This window comes from Taishania pollutisoli (assembly GCF_014518315.1).
Classification (GTDB): domain Bacteria; phylum Bacteroidota; class Bacteroidia; order Flavobacteriales_D; family Crocinitomicaceae; genus Taishania; species Taishania pollutisoli.
In genome coordinates this window covers 170,722-196,893 of the sequence record NZ_JACVEL010000004.1, presented here as the reverse complement: position 1 = coordinate 196,893, position 26,172 = coordinate 170,722, and the positions used below count along the sequence as shown (strand labels likewise).

Below are 26,172 nucleotides of genomic sequence, written 5' to 3'. Positions count from 1 at the left end.
CTCAGATGGGTTCGCTTTTTTTATGGGTTGTTTAAATATGATCCGGTATCAGCAGGAAGTTATCTGGCAACCGAAATGCGTACTTTCTGGCCTTTTATTTTGTGCTTTCTCAGCTCAGGTAACAGTTCCGGAAGTAAATGTGATCGGAGTGCGACATACGAACTTCTGTCCAGTACGGCAATCATTCCCACATCTTGTTTACCTATTCCTCCCTTTTGACAAATAAATCCTACTAAATCAATTTTATTGATTTTATCTTTCTTACCGGCACTGAAATACACTGTTGTCCATTCGGGAGAACGGTACTTCGCCGTTTCTTTGGGCTTGTATTCTATACATTCCGGCAGCGGGTAACGCGCATCTTCCAGATCTTCCGTGAAAAGGTAAACACTGCCGTCTTCACTCATCCGGGCAGTTCTTCCGTTCCGGTGAATGAACGCATCCTCTTTTTCGGGCAACTGGTAATGAATAATATGTTTGATTTTCGGAATATCCAGTCCCCTGGCACCTAAATCCGTACAGATCAGAACAGGCGCACTTCCATTTCTGAATTTAATCAGAGAACGCTCACGTTCATCCTGCTCCAACCCTCCATGATAGGGTGTAACCGCAAAATCCTGCCCTTCAAAATAGGTCAGCAATCCGTCGACATCTTCCCTGAAGTTGCAAAAGATAATCGTGGGTTTCGACGCAAATCCCGCAATCATTTGCTTCATTTTCTGCGGCCTGTTTCGCCCGTCTGTTACATTATAAAATGTGATATCCGGTTCATCCATATCCGACAGCACGTCAATGTAAACCGGTTGTTTCAGTTGCACAAAATCAGGAAACGACTCAATCCGTGTTGCAGAGCAGAAAATACGCTTCTTCAGGCTGGAACACCGGGAATACACTTCCTCCATTTCTTTCAGGAACCCGATCTCCAGGCATTTATCAAACTCATCGATTACAAAATGGGTAACAGTGTTCATCTCAATATGTCCCCGGCGAAGGTGATCAGCAATTCTTCCGGGAGTCCCGACAATAACAGCAGGTCCGGCAGATAGGTTTTTTACTTCCGTCTTGATCGGATGTCCTCCATAACATGCTGTAATGCCTACATCTGATTTTAACGACTTAAACACCTGTTCAATTTGAAGCGCTAATTCCCTTGTCGGAGAAAAAATAATACATTTCAGCTGTCCGGATGTATCCCCCTTTAATGAGTCAATCAATGGAATGAGGTAAGCAAGTGTTTTTCCCGATCCCGTAGGAGCATATAACACCAGTTCATCTTGTTTCGGATACTGTACAAAGGTTTCACGCTGTACGAATGTCCATTCATTAAATCCCAGCGTTGAAAGGAAATGGTTGTGCATATTCATCTCTGCAAAATAAGTGATAAAAACGCATGATGAGTAGGTTACGGTTGTAATTAAAATGAGAACACATCTGTGAAATTAATTAAACATCTATAAATCAAATAGTTACGTGTTTATGTTAAAAAAAATAAAAAAGTCGTCTAAAAAATACAATCATTTGTCGAAAAACTTTCACTAAATCAGTTTAGCTTGCGTATATTTGTCTCACGAAAGTTGATAGTTATTTATACATAAATATACAATCAAACTAGAAGTCTTTTTCAGTGAATAGTGGTTAGGTTAGGTTAGGAAACGGTTCGAATATTCGAACCGTTTTTTTTGTTACAGAGAATGAGGAATAACAACTAAATTATAACTACCTTTAGTATCTGATTTGTATTTCAACTATGTTTTTAATTTTCATCTTCTTATTTCCTTTTGCAAGTTTTTCACAAGAAAAAGAAATTCAGTACGAAAATAAATTGCTGTGGGAAATCACCACAAAAGGAAAAAAAGAGAAAAGCTACCTGTTCGGAAGTTTTCATACCAATGATAAGCGTGTTTTTCAATTGAGTGATTCCGTTTATGTAGCCCTGAACAACTCCAAGGCAATTGTCCTGGAAACGGACATTTATGCCATGTTCAAAGATTGGGACACCCGTTATGATTATTTAAACCTGGAATATGACAACGAGGGAAAACCATATACCAAATCTTCTTCAGCGTCGAGAACATCATACGGAGATGAAGACGGGATGCCTCAATTTCTGGACCTCTATTTTATGCAATACGGATTTAATGCCAATAAAAACTTTTATGCGCTGGAGGCAATAGAAGATCAAATGAGTCTGGTTGAGAATCCGTTTAATTTTTCATATTCCTATGCCGATCAGTTTATTCAGGCGGAAGACAAAGCCATCAATTTGTATTTAAGCGGAAATATTGATGCGCTGGAACGATTACTGAGAACGAGTTTGAAATGGAATCCGGATTTTTTTGACAACCTGATTACCAAGCGCAATTTAATCATGGCGGACGGGATTGATTCGCTGCTCAAAAAAGAAAACCTGTTCATCGCCATCGGAGCCGGACACCTTGGAGGGGAGAAAGGGGTTATCAATTTATTGAGAAGTAAGGGGCACCACTTGCGACCTGTTTTGTATACAAAAAGTAAGGAGGCTATTCCTGAAAAGCTCGAGGTACTTTCCAATAAGAGCTACAATTATTTTGATTCCATCACACAATTACATGCTGTCTTCCCCGGAAAACCGTTTGACATTGACAAGGAAGGTGTTGTCCTTAACCTGATTTATCGTGAAATGGGGCAGGGAAATTCCTATTCGATTGAAGTCATCGCCAAAGAAGAAGGTCAGACATTGCAGTCCGTCGCGATGGATTACATCCAAAGTCCCGGTGATTCAAAGAAAACAGAAGGGGTCTTTGATGATGAAACACGCTATATTGAGGGTATCTCAGATTCATACCCGGAAGGAATCTCCTGGGTACGGGTGATTGATTCGGATCACTACTTCGCCATTCTCAAAGCATATGGTGGAAATAAGTTCATGAACTCCCCCCGCCCGAAGCGTTTTTTTGATAATATCTGGTTTGAATATCCGGAAGAAGATAACCGGTAAACTCAGCTAAAAATTTCGATGTACTTGTGAAGGTTTGCCGTTGTAGAATAACGATTTCTTACTGTCTCCTGTCCGTTTAACCCGATTGTTTTTCGAAGTTCGCCATCGAGTATCAACGCTTTCAAAGCAGCATACACTTCATCTGTTGTGGCAGCCAAAAATCCGTTCTCCCCGTTTTGTACAATTTCCGTATTGACCCCCACTGGTGCAATAACACTCGGAATACCCAATGACATGTATTGCAATGCTTTGAATCCACACTTTCCGTTCGACCACTGGTCTTCCCGAAGTGGCATCACTCCGATTGAAAATTCAGATAAATCTTCAATTTCTGTTGCTTTATTCCACGCTTTGTAGACCAGCGACCGCAATTCCAATTCCGGTTTCTTGTTGGAAATGACAACAAAATCAAAGTCAAATTCATGCTCAAGCCGTTGCAAGGCAGGGATAATATCGTCGATATACCTGATCGTTGAGTGTGTTCCTGTCCACCCGATCGTTATTTTTTCATTTTGAAAATCGGTTGTTTGGTTGTGGTGATTCTCCATATCAATGGTTGTCGGAATGACCACAACATTCTTGTTGTATTTCCCCGCATACGCTGCCAGGTAATCATTCCCGACGGTTACTTTAGAAGCCCAGCGAATGCAATAGGGTACTTTCCAATAACATTTGATCCGGTGAACATGGGCATTGGAATCGGAATAATTCGGAAGCCAGATCGCATCATCAAAATCATAGATATAACGGACACGCAATAGTTTAGCCGCAATCCATTCAAATACCGGTGGTCCGAACTGTGCCATTTCACGATGAACGAACACAAAAGCGGCCCGTTTCAACTTAAACAACAGTAAAAATCGTCTCCAGCATCCACCCAGCATGGTCAGTGCTTTTTTATGAAACTGTCCTTTTTGATACAACAATTCCCATCCTTTGCGGCTGATAAATGCATATTCTTCAATTGAAAACCCTTCTTGTTTTAAACTGTCAAGGTATTGCTCATAACGAAATCGCTGGGAAGGAGCTGTTCCGTGCGGGTATGGAGAAAGAATGTAAATTGTTTTATAATCTCGACTCATTGTTGTGTTGTCATATCACTGTCAAAAAGACATGACGCTGTCAAAAGTAATTAAAATAGGTTTTGTTCTAAAAATCGAATGATCATTTTTACCCCGGATAAAAAAGAAACAATGAAGCTCATAGCACATACACATAAAAGATACATTGGGATTGTATGTAAAGGATTCATCGTGACACAGAGCAACTCTCGGTTTGTTTGCCGATCCCCAATTCGTTTTCAACCTATCTAAAAAACCCGTTGATCGGGCTTATTAACGGATACATCTAAAATTAACGTTTTTTTAAGAAAAAAAATCTGCCCTATACGTAAAAACGCTGTATCTTTGTACCAAGAGTTAGTTTTCATAAGTAGTAGTTTAGGTTATACAAAAGAGAGAGTCCATTTTGATTCTCTCTTTTGTATTTAGGGCAATTCTAATCACAAAAAATCAATTATTTCCTGTAAACACAATATTTCAGCCTCTTTTTCGTTTTAGAAGAAGAGGAGTTGCTAATAATTTGTTAAACACTTCTTAAAGAATGTTAATTAATATGCATGCATAGAAAAAAGTTATACATTTGTAATGTGAATCAATCACACAACCGAAAGAAAAAGGTGAGCAATTTGGCACAGATTTTGAGTAGGATTAAATAGTAGTAGTAAGAGTTAGTTTTCATAAGTAGTAGTAGTAGTTTAGGTTAATGTAAAAGGGAGAGCAGCAGTTCTCCCTTTTATAATTTATAGTTGTACGGTTTTTGAATTCTCCGGACCATTTTTTCAGTTATTTTCATTATTTTTGCGACAACATCGAATTATGGGGCATCATTTACCAAACTTGATTGTTGACCTGGCGTTGATTCTCTCCGCAGGAGGGGTAGTAACGCTTATCTTCAAAAAATTAAAACAACCGCTTGTACTCGGTTATATTCTGGCCGGGTTTCTGATCAGTCCTCACTTTGATCTGTTACCCACAGTTAGAGAAACCAGTAATATCAACATCTGGTCAGAAATCGGGGTGATCTTTTTATTGTTTAGTCTGGGGTTGGAGTTCAGCTTTAAAAAACTGGGGAAAGTCGGAGGAGCCGCCTCCGTAACTGCTCTGGTGGAAATCATCGGGGTCGGGTTTTTCGGTTTTGTGATCGGGTCTATTCTGGGTTGGACAACCATGGATAGTTTATTTTTGGGGGGAATGCTGGCCATGTCTTCCACAACCATTATCATTCGCGCATTTGATGAATTGGGGTTAAAAACAGAGAAATTCGTAGGGGTTGTATTCGGAACGCTGATTGTGGAAGATTTGATTGCCATTATCATGATGGTTTTATTATCAACCATTGCCACCAGCTCCGGTGAGGCCCAAAATGCAGATATTTTCCAGGCCATTCTAAAGTTACTTTTCTTCCTGGTATTGTGGTTCATTGCCGGAATCTTCTTCATTCCCACGATGCTCAAGCGCACGAAAAAGCTGATGAACGATGAAACACTGCTGATTGTATCCCTGGCTTTGTGTTTACTCATGGTTGTTCTTGCCGTAGAGGTCGGATTTTCAAAAGAACTCGGTGCTTTCATCATGGGATCTATATTAGCAGAAACCAAACAGGGAGAAAAGATCGAGCACCTGGTAAAACCTTTAAAAGACCTGTTCGGTACTATCTTTTTCGTTTCCGTAGGAATGTTGATCAATCCGTCCATGATGCTGGAATACATTGTTCCGATCGTTATTCTGACATTGGTAACCATTTTTGTGAAAGGTTTTTTCACTTCCATGGGCGCATTTCTATCCGGACAACCATTAAAAACATCTATTCAAACGGGAATGAGTATGGCACAAATCGGTGAATTTTCATTCATCATTGCAACGCTCGGACTTTCATTGGGTGTCATCAGTGAATTTCTCTACCCGATTGCGGTTGCTGTTTCTGCCATTACAACTTTGACCACTCCTTACATGATCCGGGCCTCCGTTCCTATCTACGAATGGGTAGACCGGAAAATGCCGGAGAAACTCAGAGATCGCTTGAACAAGTACACACTCAATGCTCAATCTGCTTCCGCAACAAAAGACTGGCAGAAATTAATCAAGGTATCCCTGACAAATTCTGTTATTTACTCTGTCATCCTGATCAGCATTATCATTGCTTCTTCCCGTTACCTGCGGCCTTTTATTTCCGAGCGGTTTGAATTTAAACTCTCCAACATTACCACGGCATTGATTACCTTATCAGCGATGGCACCTTTCCTTTGGGCGTTGGTAGCCAGAAACCACCATTCTGAACTGCGAAACAGGTTGCTGTCACAAGACCGGTACAAAGGATTGGTCTACCTTGTAAGCCTTGTCAAGATGGGACTGGCTGTATTTTTTGTCATTTTCATGCTGCGTATCTTCTTTTCAGACATTGTTGCAGCAACAGCCACCGTCATCATTTTCGCATTCCTGATTATTTTCAGGAAGAAAATTCAGCGTTTCTACCGGGTCATCGAAGACCGTTTTAAAACCAACCTGAACGCCCGGGAAATTGAAGCTGCTGCTCAACAGCAAAATGACAATCGTCCAGCTCCTGAACTTGCACCCTGGGATGCCCACATTGCAACCATTCAGGTTCCTGCTAATTCACCCGTAATCGGTAAAAAACTGAAGGATCTGCGTTGGCGGGAACAAGCAGGAGTAAATGTCGCATGTATCCACCGCGGGAACCACAATATCCGGATTCCGAATGCAGAAGAGCACATTTATCCGTACGATGAAATCAGTGTAATCGGTACGGATGAGCAATTGGCCAACATACAAGGATTGATTGCGCCAAAGGGACACATCGACTTTGTCATTGATGACCCCAATGTTTCTCTTCAAGCCATTACCATCACGGACAATTCTCCGTTTATCGGGAAATCCATCCGGAATTCAGGTATCAAAATAAAAGTGAAGGGACTGGTCGTTGGAATTGAGCGGAATAAGGTGCGTTATCTCAATCCCGAATCTGACTGGGTGATTGAATCCGGTGATATTGTCTGGATCGTAGGTGATACGGGTAAAATCAACAAGTTGATCGGGTGATGACACCTGTTTCTTTCCGGATCTGGAAAACGGTTTTTATTGTGCAATAAAAGCGGTATCCGTCAATGTATTCAAAAACGCAATAATTTGCCGTTGTTCACCTGTCGTCATTTTATACCCGCGTACCACTTCCGATCCATGCGCTTCTTTTTTTCCGGCGTAAAATCGGAGTACTTCTTCCAATGTAGCAAATCTTCCGTCGTGCATGTACGGATGTGTAATCGCGATATTGCGAAGTGACGGAACTTTAAACTTCCCTTTGTCTTCCTCTTTCCCCGTAGCACGGTATCTTCCCCAGTCTTCCTTTGTTAGTTGAATCCCGTTGCTCTCCGGCTTTCCGTTCGTAAAATGCGGCTGTGCATGACAGGAAATGCAATTAAACGTTTCGGTAAAAAGTTTCTTTCCCGCCAGTTCGTCTTCATTCAAAGGATACTGTCCGGGATCTTTCAGGTACAAATCGTATCGTGCATTTGTTGAAATCAGCGTCCGCTGAAATGCTGCGAGGCTCTGTGTAATCGCTTGTGCATCCAAATCGCGGCCATAGGCTTTGTGCACCTGTTTTTTGTACACTTTGTCTTCTTTCAGTTTGCCCAATATTTCTGCAATGGAACTTCCCATCTCATTGTGATCCTGGATCGGGCTTAGTGCCTGAATTTCCAATGTTTCAATCACACCGTCGAACATAAACAAGGATTGATCTTTCATGTTGAACAAGGTTGGGGAATTCCGGAAAGCCGTTCTTCCTTCAATTCCTGCAGATTTGGGTACTCCGTCCGTAAACGCCAGTTCAGCAACGTGGCAAGCAGCACATGAAACCGTATTGTCTTTTGATAACCTGCGCTCGTGGAACAATAACTGTCCCAATAAACGCTCTGCCTCTACCCGATCGATTTCTTCTTCAACAACGACTTCCGGTTGCTGTGAACACGAATAAATAACCGCCAGTGCAATTCCAATGAACGGTATAACCAACAATCTGTCTTTCATTCCGATGAATTCTTAGTCTTTGTGAAAAATGTAAAGTATTTCTCCTTTCATCAAACGGTAACGATTGATTTTTTCCTCACCAATCTTTGCTTCTTTATCAAATACTTCAGATCTGAAGCCTGCTTTCTCCAACCAATGCGGGTAATCCAGTCCGAACAAACGCAAGTGATCTTTCTGCCAATAGTATTTTTCTCTGTCCTCAGGAGACGTAATATTTTTATCTTCAAATGTTTCTGTACGCTTAATGTCCTGTGGTACCTGCATAATTGCCCAACCACCGGGTTTCATTACCCGGTACAATTCTTTCATGCATTGAATGGGGTCATCTACATGTTCCATAACGTGGTTGCAGAATACGACATCAAAACGATTGTCTTCCAGCGGAATGGAATGCAGGTCAAAGTGCAGATCAGCAATCGGAGAAACCAGGTCGGCTGTCAGATAGTCTAAATTTTTTTGTCCCTGAAATTTTTTGTGAAAGCATTGTTCCGGTGCAATGTGCAACACTTTCAGGTGATCTGCTGTAAAGAAATCGGAAAAATCACGCAGGTACAACCACATCAAACGGTGTCGTTCCAGCGTCAAATCTCCCGGGCAAAGAACATTATCCCTGTTTTGTGCTCCGTAGGAAAGGAATTTTGAATAACTTTTTCCACAAACCGGACACTCAACATTGTTTCCTTTGTACAACAGCGGTGCTAGTTTCTTAAACGGATAACTCAGGCGAATCAACAGGGGTCGCGGTAATTTATTCAGTAAAAATTTATAGAGTTTTTTCATGGAAAATCTGCGTCAAAATTTTGCTGTGCAAATATAAGCAAATCAACGGACTCTTCAGCATACATCCGATTCCATGCTATAAATCACATATCGTCAGATCGCAATAATGCGATATCACTATATGACAATATGCACATCACTTCCAGAAGTCCCCGAATACTGTATTTTCTCCCTGTTCTTTCTATAGCACTTTCAACATTCTTCCTGCTTTATACCATAAAAATCACAGAAGCAATTATCTTTACAACAAATTTTCTTCGTAACAATGAACAATATTTTAGTCAGGACATTATCCGGAGCTGTATTTATCAGCCTGATACTTGTACCATTGTTCCTGGAAAATCCTGTTTATACAGTTGGCATCCTGTTTCTGTTTACAACATTGGGAATTGCAGAATATGGAAAACTCGTGCAACATGCAAACAGCATTACCATCAACTGGCAACTCAATACCGTATTTTCATTGCTCATCAGCAGCTTATATATTCTGAAGTTATATGCTTACGCTCCCTGGGCGTATGAAGTCATTTTCTGCCTGGTATTTATCTGGTGCAGCACGGAACTCTGGCGAAAGAAAGAACAACCACTTATCAATATCGGCATATCGCTATTTGGTTTTGTGTATGTTTGCATGCCATTATTGTTAGCCATTTCAATTCACTTAACCGATCAGCATTCTTTTCCGTTGCTGGCTGGAATGTTTCTCCTGATCTGGACCAACGATACGTTTGCTTTTTTGAGCGGCAAGTTTTTCGGAAAAACAAAATTATTCGAGCGCATTTCACCAAAAAAAACCTGGGAGGGAACCATCGGAGGAATTCTTTTCACGCTGTTAATGGCTTTTGCACTCAGCACATTATTTGATCCGGAAAGGCAATTGTTCTGGATTGTATCGGTCTTGTTTATCGTTCCGGCCGCCATCTATGGAGATTTGCTGGAATCCTTATTCAAACGCAGCCTGGGTGTAAAAGACTCGGGTAACATCATGCCGGGACATGGTGGAATTTTAGATCGTTTTGATGCTTCATTTTTTGCGATCCCGTTCTTTGTAATGTGGCATCAGTTGTATGTATATTTAAATTAAGAGTATGACATTTCATAGAGAAGGTTATTTAATCATGCTGATCGGGTTTCTTTCCGTAACTCTGTTGCAAGTTGGAAATTTCTTTTTGTACCGCACCCTGGGTTGGTTGTGGTTGTACGTTATCCTGTCGTTGGGATTGATGGTCTTATTGTACCTCATCATCCAGTTTTTCCGAATTCCGAACAGAAAAGCGGTGTTCGGAGAATTTGACATTTTATGTCCGGCTGACGGGAAAGTCGTTGTGATTGAAGAAGTGGAAGAAACAGAATATTTCAAGGACAAGCGCATCCAGATTTCCATTTTTATGTCACCTTTGAACGTGCATGCGAATTACAACCCTATTTCGGGAATCATCAAGTACGTGAAATACCACAAAGGATTGTTCCTGGTAGCATGGCATCCGAAAAGCAGCACGGACAACGAACGGTCTACGTTTGTGACACAACATGCCAACGGGCAAGAGGTATTGTTTCGCCAGATTGCCGGAGCAATGGCGCGAAGAATTTGTTATTACGTAAAAGAAAACCAACACGTGACAACCGGAGAAGAATTCGGGTTTATCAAATTCGGTTCACGCATCGACTTGTTTTTGCCGTTGGACGCAACCATCAATGTGAAGATCGGGGATGTTGTCAAGTCAAAATTGACAAAAATCGGCGAACTGTCTAAGGGTTGAGTTGGTTACGTGTAGATTTTTTTCTAAAAAGGGAGGAAAGCAGTACCAGACCTGTTGTAATGGCAACGACAGAAATGATCAGGATCACTTGTTCGTTGATGGGAAACTCTGCCATTTCGGTATAAACAATGGAGTTTAGGCCTACAAAACTGACAAATGTTACCCGCTGAAACCTTCGAATGTTCTTCATATTGTTACAGTATAGTACAGATGAAATTAAAGAAAAAAAGAATAGTTTCCAATGAGATTAACATTTAATTTAATCAGATTTGCAAAAACGGGAAGATAATATTACCTTTGTAGCCCGCTAACAGCGGTTTTGTAATTCAACGGTCATTTTAGATTTCAGTTGTTTTACACCAACAGGCTCCGTGGCGCAACTGTATAGCGCACTGGATTTCGGCTCCAGCGGTTGCAGGTTAGAATCCTGCCGGGGTCACTCTAACGGGGAAAGTACTTAAAATAGTATTTTCCCCGTTTTTATTTTCTCTCAAAACTCCCACCAATTTAGGGATTGGAGCAAAAAAGCTGTTTATACGTTCAGTTAGAACTCGGTCATTTTTTCGGTCATAGATAATTCCGCTTGGAAATAACAAATTTTGCAGAATCATTTTTTCTCCCACTTGTGCGTTTTCCCACCACAGCAAGGGTTTTCTGCAAAATTTAACAACAGTATTCAAGCACTTTTCAAGGTTAGAACTCCCCCTGTTGAATTTTGCAAGCTGGTTTTCTAATTCCACGATTTCAACATTGAATTTTGAACTGAATTTGTCAAACATTTTTCGGTCAATTACACCCGTTACCAAATTTTCTTCCGCGCTCTCAATCTTCTTTTTCAGTTCCGAAATTTTCGCTTTGTACAATTTTTGATTTTCGTTTGCTTCTTCAAAAATTGCGCTGTACATTTCAGTAATTCCGATTTTAATCAATTCCGTTTCGCTTTCTTTTATCTCAAATGCTGAAAGAAGCATTTTAAATTGTTCGTGAAGCTGTTTTGCACTCTTATTGGAGTTACACCCCTTTGTTCTGCATTTGTAATACCAAAGATTCTTTTTACGCACAATAAACCCTGTTAACGGTGCATTACATTCAGAACAGCACGCAAAACGCTTGAGCGGTAAATTTTCATCTTCTTCTTTGTGGGAAACGGGATGGTTTCGGGTATCTGCAACAATGCTGTTTACTTTCAGAAAAACCTCTCTCGATACCATTGGTTCGTGTTTCCCCTCGATAGCTTCTCCCGGAATGAACTTAGAAACAATGATCCCGCAATAATACGGATTTGCAAATATCTCGCTTATTCTGCGGTCATCCAGTTTCAACCCCATTGCGTTTAACCGTGTAAGGATTTCACAATTCCGCATTTGCTTTTCAGCTTTCCATAGAAACGCTTTACGTAATAGTTTCCCTTCTTCGTTCAATACAATTTTTTGGTCAACCGCTTTTCCTCCTTTGTTCAGATTCACATAACCACGTGGAATGGAGTACGGAGTGTATCCCTTTGTTATCAATTCACGCATTGCGCTTACTGTTCTTTCCGTTCGGTTCAGATTTTCCCAATGTCCGAGAATAAGCATAATATTACGCTGCACTTCTCCTGAAATGGTGGTCGGGTCAATCCCCTGCGAAGCGGAAAGGGTTGTAACTTTATATTTCTTTTGCAGTTCTTCTGCAATTTGGATTCCGCTTGCACCCGTTCGGGAAAATCGGTCATACGTATTCACAATAATTGTAGTTACGCTTTTCGTACGCTTCACAAACGAAAGTAATTTTCCAAACTCTTTGCGTTCATCTGTTTTTGCAGATTCATGCTTTCCTCCAAAATATGAAACAATATTATAACCATTGCTCTCTGCATACTTATTGCAGTTCTTTAGCTGTGTTTCCAAACTGGTGTTATCTTCCTGTTTAGAGTGAGAAACACGGGTATATATAACTGCATTTTTTGTTTGATTTTGTTCCTCTGCTTTGGGTGCAAATTGCTTAAACACACTTAATTTATCCATGATTCTTTAGTTGATTAGAATTGATAACCGTTTCCAACAAAACCAAACACACGGGTTCAATAATATCTATTAACTTTTCGTATTGTTTGCGTGTGATGTTTTTGTACTTTGGAAGTGAAGTAATATACTCGTATGTGAGTTTGTTTCGCAAACGTTCTTTTGCTTGCTCAATACGATGTTTAGCAAACGCACACATGGGGAACAGTTTTAGTGTTATTCCCCTTTTTACTATGAAGCATACAAATTGCGCTGTATGTTGTATATTCACTTGCATTTACGTGTTTTCTGTTACTTATTTTATCCGTTTTCATGTGATTGGATTTTGCAATTACGAAATTTTTTTAAACTCCGACCCACGTATTTTTTATTAAAATTTCTTAAAAATGCTGAACCCCTCTATTAACAAAGAGATTAAAGTATATTGAATTTAGTTTTTGATATTTCTTTTTGCGATTGATCAATCATCTCTTTATGTAACGCGCATTTTTGAAAAATCATTAATTATTATTCGCCCCTTTAATAGTTTATTAAACGGTCAAATACTTATTAACAAGTTGTTTTTAAGAAATTTAATTAAACAATAAAACCGGGCAGTTATTTTTATTATTGAAAAATACTGATGACTTACAAGGGTTTGAGCTGTATGGTTCGATAGCTGGTTTTTACATTTACGTGGTTACTTATTATTGACGAATCATGACACTATTCTCTTTATAGTATTTTGTCAATTTCCGTATCGAATACCGATTCAGCGCCGATACGGAATAGATTCGGCTAATTTTCGATAAATTCGATCTTTCGATACGACCAATTTTATCTTTTGATACGATGAGCCGATGTATTTTGACAGTCTAACTCTTTTATCTGAATTATTTCGATTCGGATTCGATTCGGTTCATTTTCGATAAACTTGATTTTTCGATGTGACGAATTTCATATCCCGATACGATGAACCGATATATTTCTTCTATTATATTTGAGTCAGAGTCGAAATTTCAAATAATCTTTATCACTTATTAGGCTAACCTTCTGTCTTCGAAGTAAGATATAAAAGACGTGATTAGTAACCATTCTTATGAATATTATTTCTTGATAATCACTTAAAGTATTTTGAAGACAACCGAATTATTTTATAAATGACCGCTATTTTGTGGTCAAAACGGTCAACACTTACTCCGAGCATTGAATATTTCACAACTGCCCCCACATTTATGGGCGGAATGGTCAAAAAGTGGATATTGTGAGGGATTTATTTTTAAATGTCCGCCATTTTAAGGTCACGACGGGCGGTTTTTCAATTGTAAGATTGAATTAATTTATAACTGACCATCTATTTGCGGTCAGAACGGTCAAAAAAAGGATATTGTTAGGGATTTATTTATAAGTGACCGCTGTTTTAGGGTCATAACGGGCAAACATTCAATTTTAAGATAGAATTATTTTATAACTGCCACCTCATTTGAGGGCGGAATGGTCAATAAATGGATTGTAAAACTATTTTAGGACAAGAACGGGACTACGATTGCCTTAACTAACTATGAAATGATATTATTGTATTTATTTATTGTTATCCGTATTACGGTTCAGCATTTCACGCAACTTAGCATTCTCCTCTTCCAGTCTGCTTATATATTTAAGTTGGTGTTCAAGCAGATATTCAGGTATCGAATACGTATTGCCTATACCATGATGATTCTGTGCATGATCCTGAAAAATAATTACCTGCTTTTCTTCGGCTTCGTATATTTCAGCGAGGGGTACTTCAAGTATTTCTGCCAACTTCTGCCATTCATCCATTGAAATACTTTTCTCCCCGGATTCCCTGCGCTGGTAGTTGGAAACATCCATGTTCAATAAGTCAGAGATCTGCTGCTGTGAGTAGCCTTTTCTCTTGCGGAGACTGGACAAATTTTCTTTTTTCATGGGCATTATTTTATCAAAAATACCCACCGAAGATAATTAATTGATGCGTACAAAAATTGCTTTTTGCGAAAAATCGCAAAAAAATCGCAAAAGGATTTTTAGGATATAACCAAATTGATTTTTAATATTGCGCTCATCAACCGGATATTACAATCATATCCAATCTGTTTCCTCCGCAGTATAGTGCCAAGGAATTTTTGGGAAAGCCGAAAACCACAGAGAGTAGGCACATTTTTTTTTAATTATAACAAACTGTTTTGAAAAAAAGGGGCAAAAGATCATAGGGACTTTCCTAATCTGAGCAACCTAAATTTCAAACATCCGTATTATTTCCGCTTTCGGAATTCAAATAATAAATCAATCTATTACCATGAAAATCATCGCACTATTACTATTCATCACCTTGTTAGGTTATCAGGTACATGGTCAATTAACAGGCGGCCGTGAAAACAGTCAGAAATCCCCTTCCGTGAGTGAAGTTGGGAAATTATCCGGAGGAATTTATTCGGGAGAGGTCAATACGTTTACCGGCGGACATCAATCATCCATTCCGTTAGGAAGCGTATCCACTCTTTCGGGGCTCGGTTACACACTGGAATTGAACAGGGGAAGTTCCTTTTCATTCGGAAGCAACGAACCCAAAGTAAAAGGTCTGCTCTACGGAGAAGGCTGGGAATTGAACATCCCGGTGATCACCGTCACCACTGACATTTTTCACCGATTTGGAAACGGCGATGAATGTAATGACAACATAGGAGCTTCTGGACACAATTCCAATACAGTAACCACCTCTGGTTACGACCGTTCCTGGGAGGGTGACGTGTTCTGGCTGGAACCCTACGTCAGCATTCCGGGCGTGGGAAGTGGACGTGCCGTTTTTAAATACGTAGACGCCGTGGATGCCAACTGTGCGGTATTCGTCCTCAACAAGTTTTCTACGTATGTGGAGCTTCGTTTTTATGGGACGTCTTGGGTAGTAAATGTAGGAGATGGAAGTGTGTACGTATTTGAAGGGACGATCCGCCAGTTTTCAGCTCCTTCCAACAAACGACAGCATCACTACAATAATAATGCGACAACTTATAGTATGAGTGATGAAGGAACGGCTGTTGTATTGGGTAATAACTATCCTGTGAAGGAAGATGCTATAAACGTCATTGAACCGAAGATCTATTATAACAGTTGGTATTGTTCCCGTATTGCCCATCCGAATTACTATGGACAAAACATCATTTTTGAGTACGAACGCTACGGAGCCGTGAACTTTTTCCAGGAATTCCAGCAGGAAAACTACCAAGATGTGCACCGGTCTGTATTTGTCGATCGGTCAATGAGCTACCTTCCCGATTACACCACCTACCGAGACATCGTGCTGCAACGGGTAATCGGGTCTTCGGTAGATGGCAACACGGACATCATTGAACTGGAATACGGTATCGATGGATCCTTGTCCAGTAATTACTTACTTACACCGGGCGTATCGGGTGCCGTGGCAACCGACCCGATGTATTGTTCACAGGTTGTGAAACGCTATGACGGTACTTCGACAAATTCCTATTCAGGCTGGCACCGCTATCCACATGCCAATCGCACTAAAGGAATCAATCCGGAAGACATCAACGAGGTCAATCCTTACATCAATCCATCTAACAATTACACACGTGAAGGTGTCACAGCCGTTGCATCTGGTATTCCGTTTGACCACGGCTTTTTGGAAAGCCCGCGTATTTCAGATGGTACTGCTTTGGTGGCAGGTGATCTCTACGAAATCCGCACACGCGTGACCCGGCCAAGCGGGTCGGATCTCAGAAACGGAAACGGAACCCTCGACATTGCTGTGGTTACAAATGGAGATGCGACAACATCCTATTCGGAGCCTTCTTCGACTATTCTTCATACGGTTTACAATGCTACCCGGGGAGAACAGATCTTTTCAACCTTCAACATGGCCATGAAATGGCAGATGGGCTGGGGAGATGGAGTCCTGCAGACCAGCAATTTGTTTGTAATGCCTAATCTGCCTGAAAATTTTCAGGGATTCAACATCCAGGTAGGTCCCGGGAACTCGGACATTGATTACGATTATTATTCCAACACCAATTTATATTATACAGCTACTACTCCGGTTCAAACTACTCATCGACCGAATGCACTACAAGCCTATCCACAATTGAGAGGTCAGACGTCTTTGAAATCTTCGGGAACTATTGCTCGCAATTTCGGTACCGGACATCCCTGGGGAAGTATGGTTCCCGTGTACAACCATCGCGCACTTGTAGGAGGAAGCGGTACAGGATCTCCTGCTTCTTTTGAGGAATTGTACACAGGAACCTGGTCAATGACCGCAGCTGACATTGTTACACACGGTGATCACCACAATCCTACCAAATTTAACAATAGTGTCAAGTTGCAAGAAGTTGAACTGATTCGCCACGGGCGTACGGGATACATGCTCATGGGTGTGAAACAATACCGCATGGAAGGCGAATACGGCGGGCCTGTTACGAGCGGAAAAAAACTCGTTTCCCAAAAACGAATCAACTACGAAATCAAGCATGTAAATGCACGCCAGAATAGGAATTATGCAAATGGTAATTCGGTTTCAACAGGAAGCAATAACAGCGATGTTATCCTGTTGAAATCCGTTCACGAAGTACCACTGGAAGGCAACCTGTACGCAAGTAATTTCGGGCTAAGCGACCCGACTGTTGTACTGACTACCGATTTTGAATACACCAACCTGCTTCCTGCATCGGGAACCTATTCACAAACTACACCATATGTCGGACTGGTCTATTATGCACTGACCAAATATACCGACAACCTGGGAGGAATTACCGAAATAGAGTACTACCCGATCAATGCAGCACCGACACGCACCTACTCCACCGTGAATTTCAACTGGAACTGTGGAACCTATTCCCCGGCTTCCTACGGTGTAGAAAAAAGCTTTACGATGAACCTGGCAGTAAAATACATCACCAAACGGGCGGCAGACTACGATGCACTGACGCAGGCTTTTACACCCTCCACCAGGCGATGGGAATATGTGTACGATCTGACCAAGCCTACGTTCAGCTTCAAACGCTTTGAGCTTCCTTCCGATCATTTCAGAGGCCGCTACGCCAACAGTTATGAACGAGGTTATGCCAAAGTAACCATATACGAACCGGCACTGGAAACAGGAGAACGCAATTATACCGTACATGAATTTTATGGGAATGTCAATTACCCGTATACGTTACCGGGAACAACCACCATCACCGATTACCTGTACTACGGGAAACCAAAGAGCATCAAAACGTACGATCACCAGGGGAAAATTCACCAGGAAAAATTGTACAATTACAGCTATACACTCGCGTTTGAAGACGGTTATGAACGTCCCAATTTTTACAGAAATCAATTGAACAGGTATTACCAGCCAGTGACCGACAATTACGAATACCGGGATTACTACACCGGAGATGAGCCGACAGTAGACATTGGTTCCACAATCCAAACAGGGGATGCTGCAAAATGGACGATAGCAGGGAGTGTGCGTGCAATCGGAGGAACACAGGGTTATTCGATGGAGCATCCAAAGTACCTGCCCTTTTATTTCCATGACAAATTACGTACAGCGTACACGATTTCTGATGTAGATGGTAATACACTTGCAACAGGCTATGTGAACCCTGCCTATGCATTCAATTCCTATTTTGTGAAACTGGTCTCCGAAACTGCCCGCACCTATGAAGATGGGTTGACGACACAGTTAATTTCCAAGCCTGTAGTCGTCAGCGACCCGGTGCGGAATAAGGAACCCAAATTACCCAATCCCTTTGGTAATGGCATTCTAAAACCAGCAACGGCATTTGATTCACTCTACCTGGATATGATTACCAATTCTCCATCGGGCGCAGCTTACACTGCTCTGATGCAATCCGATTCCCTCTCTCAACAGGTACTTGGCGCGATAGGACAAAGCGATTCCTTTACATTCAATCAGAAGGTAGACATTATGGCTAATCAGGGAGGGTTAACAAACGGAATCTGGCTCGGAATCCTGGATATCGCAACGTACCTGACTCCGCTGCAATTGCAGCGCCTGGTGCTGAGTCAACCTTATTTTACCGATACCATCCAGAAGAAAGCCATTGCCGTAAGGTTGGCAGACAAAAGTATCCTAACGGCGATCCTAACCCACAATGCGTATTTATCGGATGATGTGGTGGGCTACATTACGCAAACCCCGTCGGACTGGCTGGGTGCAAGTTATGAGGATGCACTGGCAGCACAACCGCATCTGTTTACAGACTCCCTGCTGAAAGTTGTCGTTGAAGACGATAAACTGAAATGGCGTTTACTAACAAGCGTTTTGAAACACCAGCAACCAACAGATGATCATTACCAGATTCTCATTGACAGAACGGAACTGACCACGGCATCGATTGCTGATCTGTTCCTAAACGGAGACGGAATACCTTCCGATACCACCCTTTATTATTTCTTTACCGAGCGCACAACGGATTCTGCAACAGCGCAGGCCATCATTGACCATGTCGCGCGTCCACTACCAAATTACCTGAAAGGACACTTGGAAATAACCTTCCCATTGATTGTTTTTCATGATTGGTTAAATTGGTCTGGTTACAATCCCTTGAATGCTTATTGCGGTAATCCTGTCAGCGGTTCACGGATTTATATCGAGACAAAGACAGAATACGAATACTACGAAGCTGATTACAGAGGCCATGCACAGGGAAAAGCCTATGAACTACTCATGGGAATGATCTCATCCATTGATGAGCCTTCTACTTTTCCGAAAAACGTACCCACTTATTCGATGGATAATGTACACATTCCGGCATTGCGTCTGAAATACGAACCATCCTGGCAGGTATTTGCCAAAAAAGTAACATCACCACACCTTCCGGGTGCCTACCAGCGGGAAGAATATTTCTACCTGTATGACCTTCAGAATCGCTATGGCCGCCACTGGGCCAACTACGATGTGACCAATTACGACAAGTACCTAATGGCTGAGTTCTGGGACAACAGCGCACTTGTGGATACAGTGGTGTACAACGAGGGATTGAACGCTGTTTACCGTCCGTATGGGGAACTTCCTGAAATTCCGCAATACGAGGGGATGGTGAAATCACGGGAATACAACATGCGGGGGATTCCGTTCCAGAAGACCAGTTTCTCCCGGACAGCAGCAGATCCGGCAACCGTGTCCCGCTCGGAATACTACCACTACGATGCCCGCTGGAATTTTACAGATCTGCCCGGAGCATCCATTGAACGTACATTTACGGGAGATACCTGTTACGTCGCTCCTTCAGAACCATCCTGCGGATGTATTTATGAAAACCACATTTTCGGGGAGTACGAGCTGGGATTGCTGGAACAGCGATACCCATTAGAAGATTACTGTTACTACCATATGGGGGGCGACGGAACCGGCTGGCAATACGCCTACTGGGTTTGTCCGCGGGAAGTGGACGCCTATGCGTGCTATGACGGAATTACCTCAGCAATTTGTCCGGAGCCGGAAGGACCTGAGTACCCGGGCGGACCGGGCGGGCCTGTTGCAATATTCCCGATGGGCGAAGTACTTTCCAAAACATTGCAACTGCGTAGTACCTTTGTACAAGTGGACACAGTGGATTATTTACTGAGTGGTGAGTTCAACAAACACAAGTGGGACCGCAAGAATTATTACGTGGCGGAATTCGGAATGGATAGCATCGGTCCGGATCCCATCGACGGATTCCAGGGAAAAAACTACCGGATGATTTTACCGTTTACCTCGTTGTTGTCACAAAAAGTATTGGAGCGTAACCGCCATACACAGGTTGCACTTCTGGAAGATGCAATGGGATTAAAGACAAAATACCATTACCAGAAACCCACGTATTATCACTACCGCAATACTCATTGTAACAGTGATGTATATGGCACTGTTGTTTACAGGAATACAGGTCTACCGTTCCGTGTAACGGTAGGCCATGGACGTACCGACTCAATGGGAACAGATTACACCTACACGGATGCAGCACTGGTGGCCTCGACCACCAGTCCCCTCGGTCTGAAAACAAACTATGTCTTTGACGGGTTTAACCGCCTGACACGGGTGAGTGAGTTTGACGGCACCAACACGCTGGTGCTATCCGAAGCTGCTTACCACCTTTGGGATAGAGGTTCTACATCAGATAATTTCATGGAACGTGCAGCACAGAATTATGTGGAAAAACGCATCTTCAACAGCAGCGCTCCGTCCGATTATTCCTTTACCCGCGAGTATGCCGACCCTCTGGGACGCGCTGCCGGTTCTGTCACCGCTTACAATGAGAACGGGGAAACCCGCTTTATTCACAGCGGAAGCATCTGGTACGATAAATGGGATCGGGGTATTAGAAAGTTCAAAAACATATCTACCTCGGCAACCATTCCATCCGGGCAGACACACGCCATTCCTGCATTGCAGTGGGATTACAGTACCTCATTTACGGAGTCCGATCTGGAACGAACCCCGAAAAACCGGGCGAAAGAAGCAGCGGATTTCGGGGTGAGCATCACGTCTCCACTCGACAAAACGGTGCGCAAGGGCTATGCCATTGCTAGCAATGTGTATACTTCCTGTGAACTGGAACTTTCCGGCGATGAGCTCCGGGCACTTATGACCGACGGCAACACCGCAGGATTCCGCTTTTTCCGTGTGCAGACCCTCGACCAGGACAACAACAAATCGGTGGTATACACCAACGCGTTCGGGCAGACCATCGGAACGATTTCCTACCTGAATACTTCAGAAAAAGTGATTACCTTATTTGTCTTCGACAATATGGGGAACGTTAAAAAGGTGATCAACCCGGTGAAACTGGAAAACACCTACGAATACAACCTACTCGGACAGTTGTACCGCGAAACGACACCGGAAGCAGGCGAGAAAAAATACCTGTACAACAAACGGGGGCAGGTGTCCCTGATGCTGGACCAGGAGCTGTGGAACCGCATGGATGGATCCGACCGTGCACCACTGTACCGTGAATACCGTTACGATGCCTTCGGGCGACCAACGGAAGTTGGATTTATCGAAGGACCTGTTTACAGGGAAAGTACACAATACGGACCGCTGCACTACAAAACGGAGTTCTACGGTTTCCTCGAAGACGATATCAAATACCCTTTGTGTGATGTACCTCACTACGATCCGAATCCACAGGAGTGTGCCTATTTCGATTATGTATTCTCACACAGCTCCACACAGGACTGGCTATTACGCTACGAGGTAACGGAATTGGAAGACGGCACTCCTTATACTCCCCATGCTCCCAATGACGTGGTACCGGTTATATTCGCTACTATCTACCCATATCACGACCTGGTACAATTGGAGAAAAAATATGTATACCAGAACAATACCGGGCTATTGAATCACACGGAAAGTTATGATCTGAAAGGACATGAAATTCAACGTGTTGCATATGTATACAACTACCGCGGGCAAATCAGTAGGCAGGAAACCTACTTCAATGAAACACCGCAGACCATTACCGATATTACAACGGTGACGCCTGCAGTGATCGAATACCCGGCATACAGCATGCAAGGTTTACTGATGCACCAACGGGTAGATGTAAACAACAATGGTAGTGCTGAACTACAGTATTTCTACCAGTACGACGGTCTAGGCAGACTCCGTACTATCAAAATACTGGACAACAATGGAATTGCGGACAATGCCACCACCATTTCCCGCTATGCATACGACGATACAGAAGGCGTAGTGAATACACGCATCCATGAGCTCGATAAACTGTTGACACAAACAGCTTATAGCTATGATGAGCGGGTACGTTTAACAAGCATCGTAACCAAGAATGCGACCATTAACCCTTCTTCTCCCGAGCTGATGAAACACCTCTATCACTACGACGGAAATGTACCTTTCTACGGCGGGCAATACATACCGCAATCAGGGCTCAGTTATAACGGGAACATCAATGGAATACTGAGTAGCTATAATTTCAGTGGTGTTTATGGAAGCGCACCTTCCCAGTTTAATTATGCCACGGTTTACGGCTACAAATACGACCGACTGAATCGACTCACGGATGCCGATGGATTTGTCGGGGATTTTGTCGTTGCAGCAATGGCACTGGGAACCAATCCGACGATTGCCGCCGTTCAAATCGGTGACGAACGCTATACCTACGATAAGATAGGTAACATTAAAGAATTGAGCAGAACGGTTCGACATTCGGATCCAATGAACACGATGATAGTGAGTAAAGCAGAAGGATGGAATTATTATTACAACGGTCAAAACAGGTTGACACAGGTATCAGGGTATTCGGGAACAACCACCCGCAGCTACACGTACGACAAAAACGGGAACCTACTCACAGACAGCTACCGTGAAATCGCCGCAACGGAGTACGGTAGAACCGCTTATCCGTATTATTTAGAAGCAGATGATAACGAAATTTATTATCTTTATTCAGCCGAAGACCAACGCATGTACAAAAAAGTAGTAACCCCAACAGAAACAACAACCGAGTTTTACCTTCAGGATGTAACCGGGAAAACCGTTGCCCTGCGCCGTAAAGTCGGCTCGGCTGCGGCTACCTGGGAATACTACGTAAACGGATCAGAGCGCGAAGCACGTATCAAGAATGTGACCCATAACGGGATGATTGCACCGCAGGAAATTGAGTTTTACCTTTACGACCACTTGGGCAATACACGTATAGTTTATGAACCGACGTATGCGGGAGGAGTGTTGGAACTGGCCATCAACTACGCAACAGATTATTTCCCATACGGTAAAGTCCTAAGAGAATATGTGAATACCTCTACCGGAGACCCGGAGAAGTTCCTCACGACTCAGCACGAACGGGACAAGGAAACTGGCTTGGATTACAGGGGAGCGAGGTTTTATGATAGTGATGTGGCAAGGTTCTTGTCAACAGACCCTAAAGCAACAAAATATCCGAGTATGTCACCTTATAATTACGTTGGCGGAAACCCAATAATTGCAATAGACCCTGACGGTAAAGAAATAATTATTGTTGGACAAAATGGACAATCACATACATACACTCCGGGAATGACTGCCCCACAAGGTGCAGGAAGGGATGTAGAAGATATTATTATGGGTATGAATTTTGCGCACGCAAATATACCTGAAGTAAGAAATAACCTCAATTTTCTGGTTGGATTACAAGGAGAGGGAGTCAATATTAGGTCTACTGCCAATTTTGGAGATGTAAATAAATTTTTTCCTCCAACTGAACAAAAACCTGGATGGACAGACGTTACATTTAACCCCAATCAGGCAGATGTGTTGCAAAACGGGAGTTCACAGTCACCTTTAGTAAGTTTGGGACATGAGATGCAACACGCATACAACTATTTTGATGCCATGCAGGCTTCTTATGAAGCAACCACGCCCTCCGAAGTTAGAGCAGCAGATCGAAAAATTGATGCCAATAGAAATCCCGAAGTAGAAGAACACAATGCAACAACCAAAGGTATGGAACCTGCAATTGCAAAATATCTTGGTCAGGGTATTAGGAGTTCATATACCCCACCAATAGAAATAAATAATGTAGGGTGTATTACTTGTACCACTCCTGTTGAACCAAGTTCGGAAAAAGCAAAACAACAGATTAAACAAGCAAATGAAGTATTCAAACAAAATACAGGGAACTAATGAGAGCAATAGTAATTTTATTTATCGTTTTTGGAAGTTTGTCGTTACAAGCGCAAAACGATAGCTGTCTTGTGTATAATGTGAACGAGATAAAAGTCTTTGAATTAATCCCAGAGTTGGCTGTAAAATACAGGATAAATACTAGTACAATTTTGGGGCAAATGGCAGGTATTCTAACAAGGGAAAAAGATAAAATTACATTCACTTCCTCAAATAAATATCTTGATTTTGCATTTGAAAAAATACAAAGTTACTTAGATGAAAATCCCGACTTTGAAAAAGATAACTACATTATTCAACTTGTCTTTTTCAAAACAGAAAAGAAGAATTATGTTTCTGTTATTTTTATGGAAGTTCCTTTTGAGGGATATTTGCTTGAAAATAGCTGTTTTTCAGGATTAATACTCAGTGTAATGGGTGGCGGTGATTCATTCTTTTACAAGGTATATGATTTAGACACAAAGGAACTGGTGAAGGAACATGTGAATGGGTGGTAATACAAATCAATTACAATCAACAAAAACATAAAATCAATGAACAAGTCCGAACTCATACAAGTCATTGCCGATAAAGCAGTTACCTCATAGGTAGAAATCAAACTTTTTAGATGCATTTATAGAAAGACTACAGGAAACCCTGGCCAAATGTGATGGAATTTACACTGGTCGGTTTTGGAATATGAGATGTACAGTAAACCAAAACACGTGCCAGGATAGAAACCCGTCAATGGGGAAATCACTAACGATATCGACAAAGAAAAAGATACGTCTCAAAGTCGGTTCAAAACTGGTAGGGAATATTAGTAAAAGATAAATACTAATTGGGTGTTAACTCCACACATTCAATCATTTTGCTCTTTGAAAGTATAAACTATAGTCCGAACGCGAAGTAAGCATCAAAAAGATACCCCACAACGGAGTACAAAACCGATAATGAATATGAAAAAAATCATCTTTCTTGTGATTTGCGCACTTGGTCTAAGTTGTGGAATCAGTAAAAGCAAAAACACACTTACTGTATTGGTGTATGACATCTATTTTGCAGATCATTTTGATAATGACACCATTGACTTGTTTTTCAACGATACTATACTGCTTCAAAACTGTCGTCTTGATAGTAAACCGTATGATTTGACAAGGGTAAATATCAAAGTCTATCAAAATAATGAACATCATTTCGCTGTTGTTAATGAAACCGATTCGTTTCCTATTAAGGTGAGGGATATGAATGAACTGAAATTGATAAACAAAAACTATAATATAGTAAATACAAACTCAATTTCAGAAATTGCCGGAAAATACATTATTTACAGAGGTGATGATCATGGCAAAATAAGATTTGTACAAACTGATACCCAGCCGGGCTTTGATTAGCAGGTCCTAAAATCTTGCGGTTGTGAGTAATCAGAACCGATAAAGCGCACGTGAAGCCGCTTCATAATTAACTTATGAAGCGGTTTTTTGTATTTAGGATATTTTGGTTGATTTCTAAGCGAGTGTTCCGGTGTCTTTATCGGGGCACCCGGCAGGAATAGGAATCTAACTTCACTACCAACATTACTTAACGAAATTCCTGCCGATGTTTCCCCACCTAACCTACCTACTATTTACAACTTATGAAACTGCTAAGTGTTATTCAGCCTGTCTTAAAGTCCGATCAGGTTAAGGATCGACCGGTAGCAACACAATCAAAAATATTACTACCTTACCTAAACCAATTGCTACCGATGCAATCCTGACCAAATTGTGCACTATTTCTTAATCTTTCGTGTAATGTCAAAGCATTTTATGGCGCTAACACAGCCGCGCAACACAAACTGTAATTCAATGAATTAGTTATACTAAGTTACTTACAACGACTAAGAGATCGGTAACAAAAACTGGGCAAACTTTGCATAACTTTTTATGCAAACGAA

14 protein-coding genes, 1 tRNA gene and 1 pseudogene are annotated in these 26,172 nt (G+C 41.8%); 9 read left to right on the top strand and 7 right to left on the bottom strand.

The features are described from left to right. Positions 1 to 59: 59 nt before the first annotated feature. Positions 60 to 1,364, bottom strand: coding sequence for a DEAD/DEAH box helicase (locus H9Y05_RS07955; RefSeq protein ID WP_216713985.1), 1,305 nt, complete (start codon positions 1,362 to 1,364; stop codon positions 60 to 62). 383 nt (positions 1,365 to 1,747) lie between these two features. Here H9Y05_RS07955 and H9Y05_RS07950 point away from each other — a divergent pair, with 383 nt between their 5' ends. Continuing rightward, positions 1,748 to 2,977 carry a TraB/GumN family protein gene (locus tag H9Y05_RS07950; RefSeq protein WP_216713984.1) on the top strand — a complete coding sequence of 410 codons (1,230 nt, stop codon included), beginning with the start codon at positions 1,748 to 1,750 and terminating at the stop codon, positions 2,975 to 2,977. A 2-nt stretch (positions 2,978 to 2,979) separates the two neighbouring features. Here the strand turns inward: H9Y05_RS07950 and H9Y05_RS07945 are convergent, their stop codons facing one another. Next, the gene (locus H9Y05_RS07945) at positions 2,980 to 4,059 is read right to left on the bottom strand and encodes a glycosyltransferase family 4 protein (protein WP_163489778.1); all 1,080 of its coding nucleotides are present in this window, start codon (positions 4,057 to 4,059) and stop codon (positions 2,980 to 2,982) included. 795 nt (positions 4,060 to 4,854) lie between these two features. On the opposite strand from H9Y05_RS07945, the gene H9Y05_RS07940 reads away from it, so the two are divergent. Further along, complete coding sequence (locus tag H9Y05_RS07940; RefSeq protein WP_163489777.1) at positions 4,855 to 7,095, top strand: cation:proton antiporter; 2,241 nt, start codon at positions 4,855 to 4,857, stop codon at positions 7,093 to 7,095. Positions 7,096 to 7,131: 36 nt separating this feature from the next. Here H9Y05_RS07940 and H9Y05_RS07935 read toward each other — a convergent pair whose 3' ends face one another. Together H9Y05_RS07935 and H9Y05_RS07930 are read right to left on the bottom strand one after the other, a co-directional pair. Then, positions 7,132 to 8,082, bottom strand: a complete 951-nt coding sequence (locus H9Y05_RS07935) for a cytochrome-c peroxidase (protein ID WP_163489776.1) — start codon at positions 8,080 to 8,082, stop codon at positions 7,132 to 7,134. Between the two features lie 12 nt (positions 8,083 to 8,094). Continuing rightward, positions 8,095 to 8,862, bottom strand: coding sequence for a class I SAM-dependent methyltransferase (locus H9Y05_RS07930; protein WP_163489775.1), 768 nt, complete (start codon positions 8,860 to 8,862; stop codon positions 8,095 to 8,097). Positions 8,863 to 9,127: 265 nt separating this feature from the next. On the opposite strand from H9Y05_RS07930, the gene H9Y05_RS07925 reads away from it, so the two are divergent. Beyond that, entirely contained in the window at positions 9,128 to 9,946 is an 819-nt protein-coding gene (locus tag H9Y05_RS07925; RefSeq protein ID WP_163489774.1) for a phosphatidate cytidylyltransferase, read from the top strand. Between the two features lie 4 nt (positions 9,947 to 9,950). Beyond that, positions 9,951 to 10,622 (top strand): phosphatidylserine decarboxylase family protein, encoded by a 672-nt coding sequence (locus tag H9Y05_RS07920; protein WP_216713983.1) that lies wholly within the window; start codon positions 9,951 to 9,953, stop codon positions 10,620 to 10,622. On the opposite strand, the gene H9Y05_RS07915 is transcribed toward H9Y05_RS07920, so the two are convergent. Beyond that, complete coding sequence (locus tag H9Y05_RS07915) at positions 10,612 to 10,812, bottom strand: hypothetical protein (protein ID WP_216713982.1); 201 nt, start codon at positions 10,810 to 10,812, stop codon at positions 10,612 to 10,614. The two genes, H9Y05_RS07920 and H9Y05_RS07915, sit on opposite strands and share 11 nt — an antisense overlap. A 175-nt stretch (positions 10,813 to 10,987) precedes the next feature. On the opposite strand from H9Y05_RS07915, the gene H9Y05_RS07910 reads away from it, so the two are divergent. Continuing rightward, positions 10,988 to 11,061, top strand: a tRNA-Arg gene (locus H9Y05_RS07910). On the opposite strand, the gene H9Y05_RS07905 is transcribed toward H9Y05_RS07910, so the two are convergent. Together H9Y05_RS07905 and H9Y05_RS07900 are read right to left on the bottom strand one after the other, a co-directional pair. After that, the gene (locus tag H9Y05_RS07905; RefSeq protein WP_216713981.1) at positions 11,042 to 12,628 is read right to left on the bottom strand and encodes a recombinase family protein; all 1,587 of its coding nucleotides are present in this window, start codon (positions 12,626 to 12,628) and stop codon (positions 11,042 to 11,044) included. The genes H9Y05_RS07910 and H9Y05_RS07905 overlap by 20 nt on opposite strands. A 1,557-nt stretch (positions 12,629 to 14,185) precedes the next feature. Next, positions 14,186 to 14,551 carry a helix-turn-helix domain-containing protein gene (locus tag H9Y05_RS07900; protein ID WP_216713980.1) on the bottom strand — a complete coding sequence of 122 codons (366 nt, stop codon included), beginning with the start codon at positions 14,549 to 14,551 and terminating at the stop codon, positions 14,186 to 14,188. A gap of 370 nt (positions 14,552 to 14,921) precedes the next feature. Here H9Y05_RS07900 and H9Y05_RS07895 point away from each other — a divergent pair, with 370 nt between their 5' ends. The 4 genes and pseudogenes from H9Y05_RS07895 (at position 14,922) to H9Y05_RS07880 (ending at position 25,630) form a co-directional block, all read left to right on the top strand. Then, positions 14,922 to 24,257 carry an RHS repeat domain-containing protein gene (locus H9Y05_RS07895; RefSeq protein WP_216713979.1) on the top strand — a complete coding sequence of 3,112 codons (9,336 nt, stop codon included), beginning with the start codon at positions 14,922 to 14,924 and terminating at the stop codon, positions 24,255 to 24,257. Continuing rightward, positions 24,257 to 24,754, top strand: coding sequence for a hypothetical protein (locus H9Y05_RS07890; protein ID WP_216713978.1), 498 nt, complete (start codon positions 24,257 to 24,259; stop codon positions 24,752 to 24,754). The genes H9Y05_RS07895 and H9Y05_RS07890 overlap by 1 nt, the downstream gene beginning before the upstream one ends. 112 nt (positions 24,755 to 24,866) lie before the next feature. Next, positions 24,867 to 25,070 (top strand): annotated as a pseudogene (locus H9Y05_RS16595) (hypothetical protein); the annotation flags it as partial. A 125-nt stretch (positions 25,071 to 25,195) separates the two neighbouring features. After that, a complete protein-coding gene (locus H9Y05_RS07880; protein WP_216713977.1) occupies positions 25,196 to 25,630 on the top strand; it encodes a hypothetical protein in 435 nt (144 codons plus the stop codon). Positions 25,631 to 26,172: the final 542 nt, after the last annotated feature.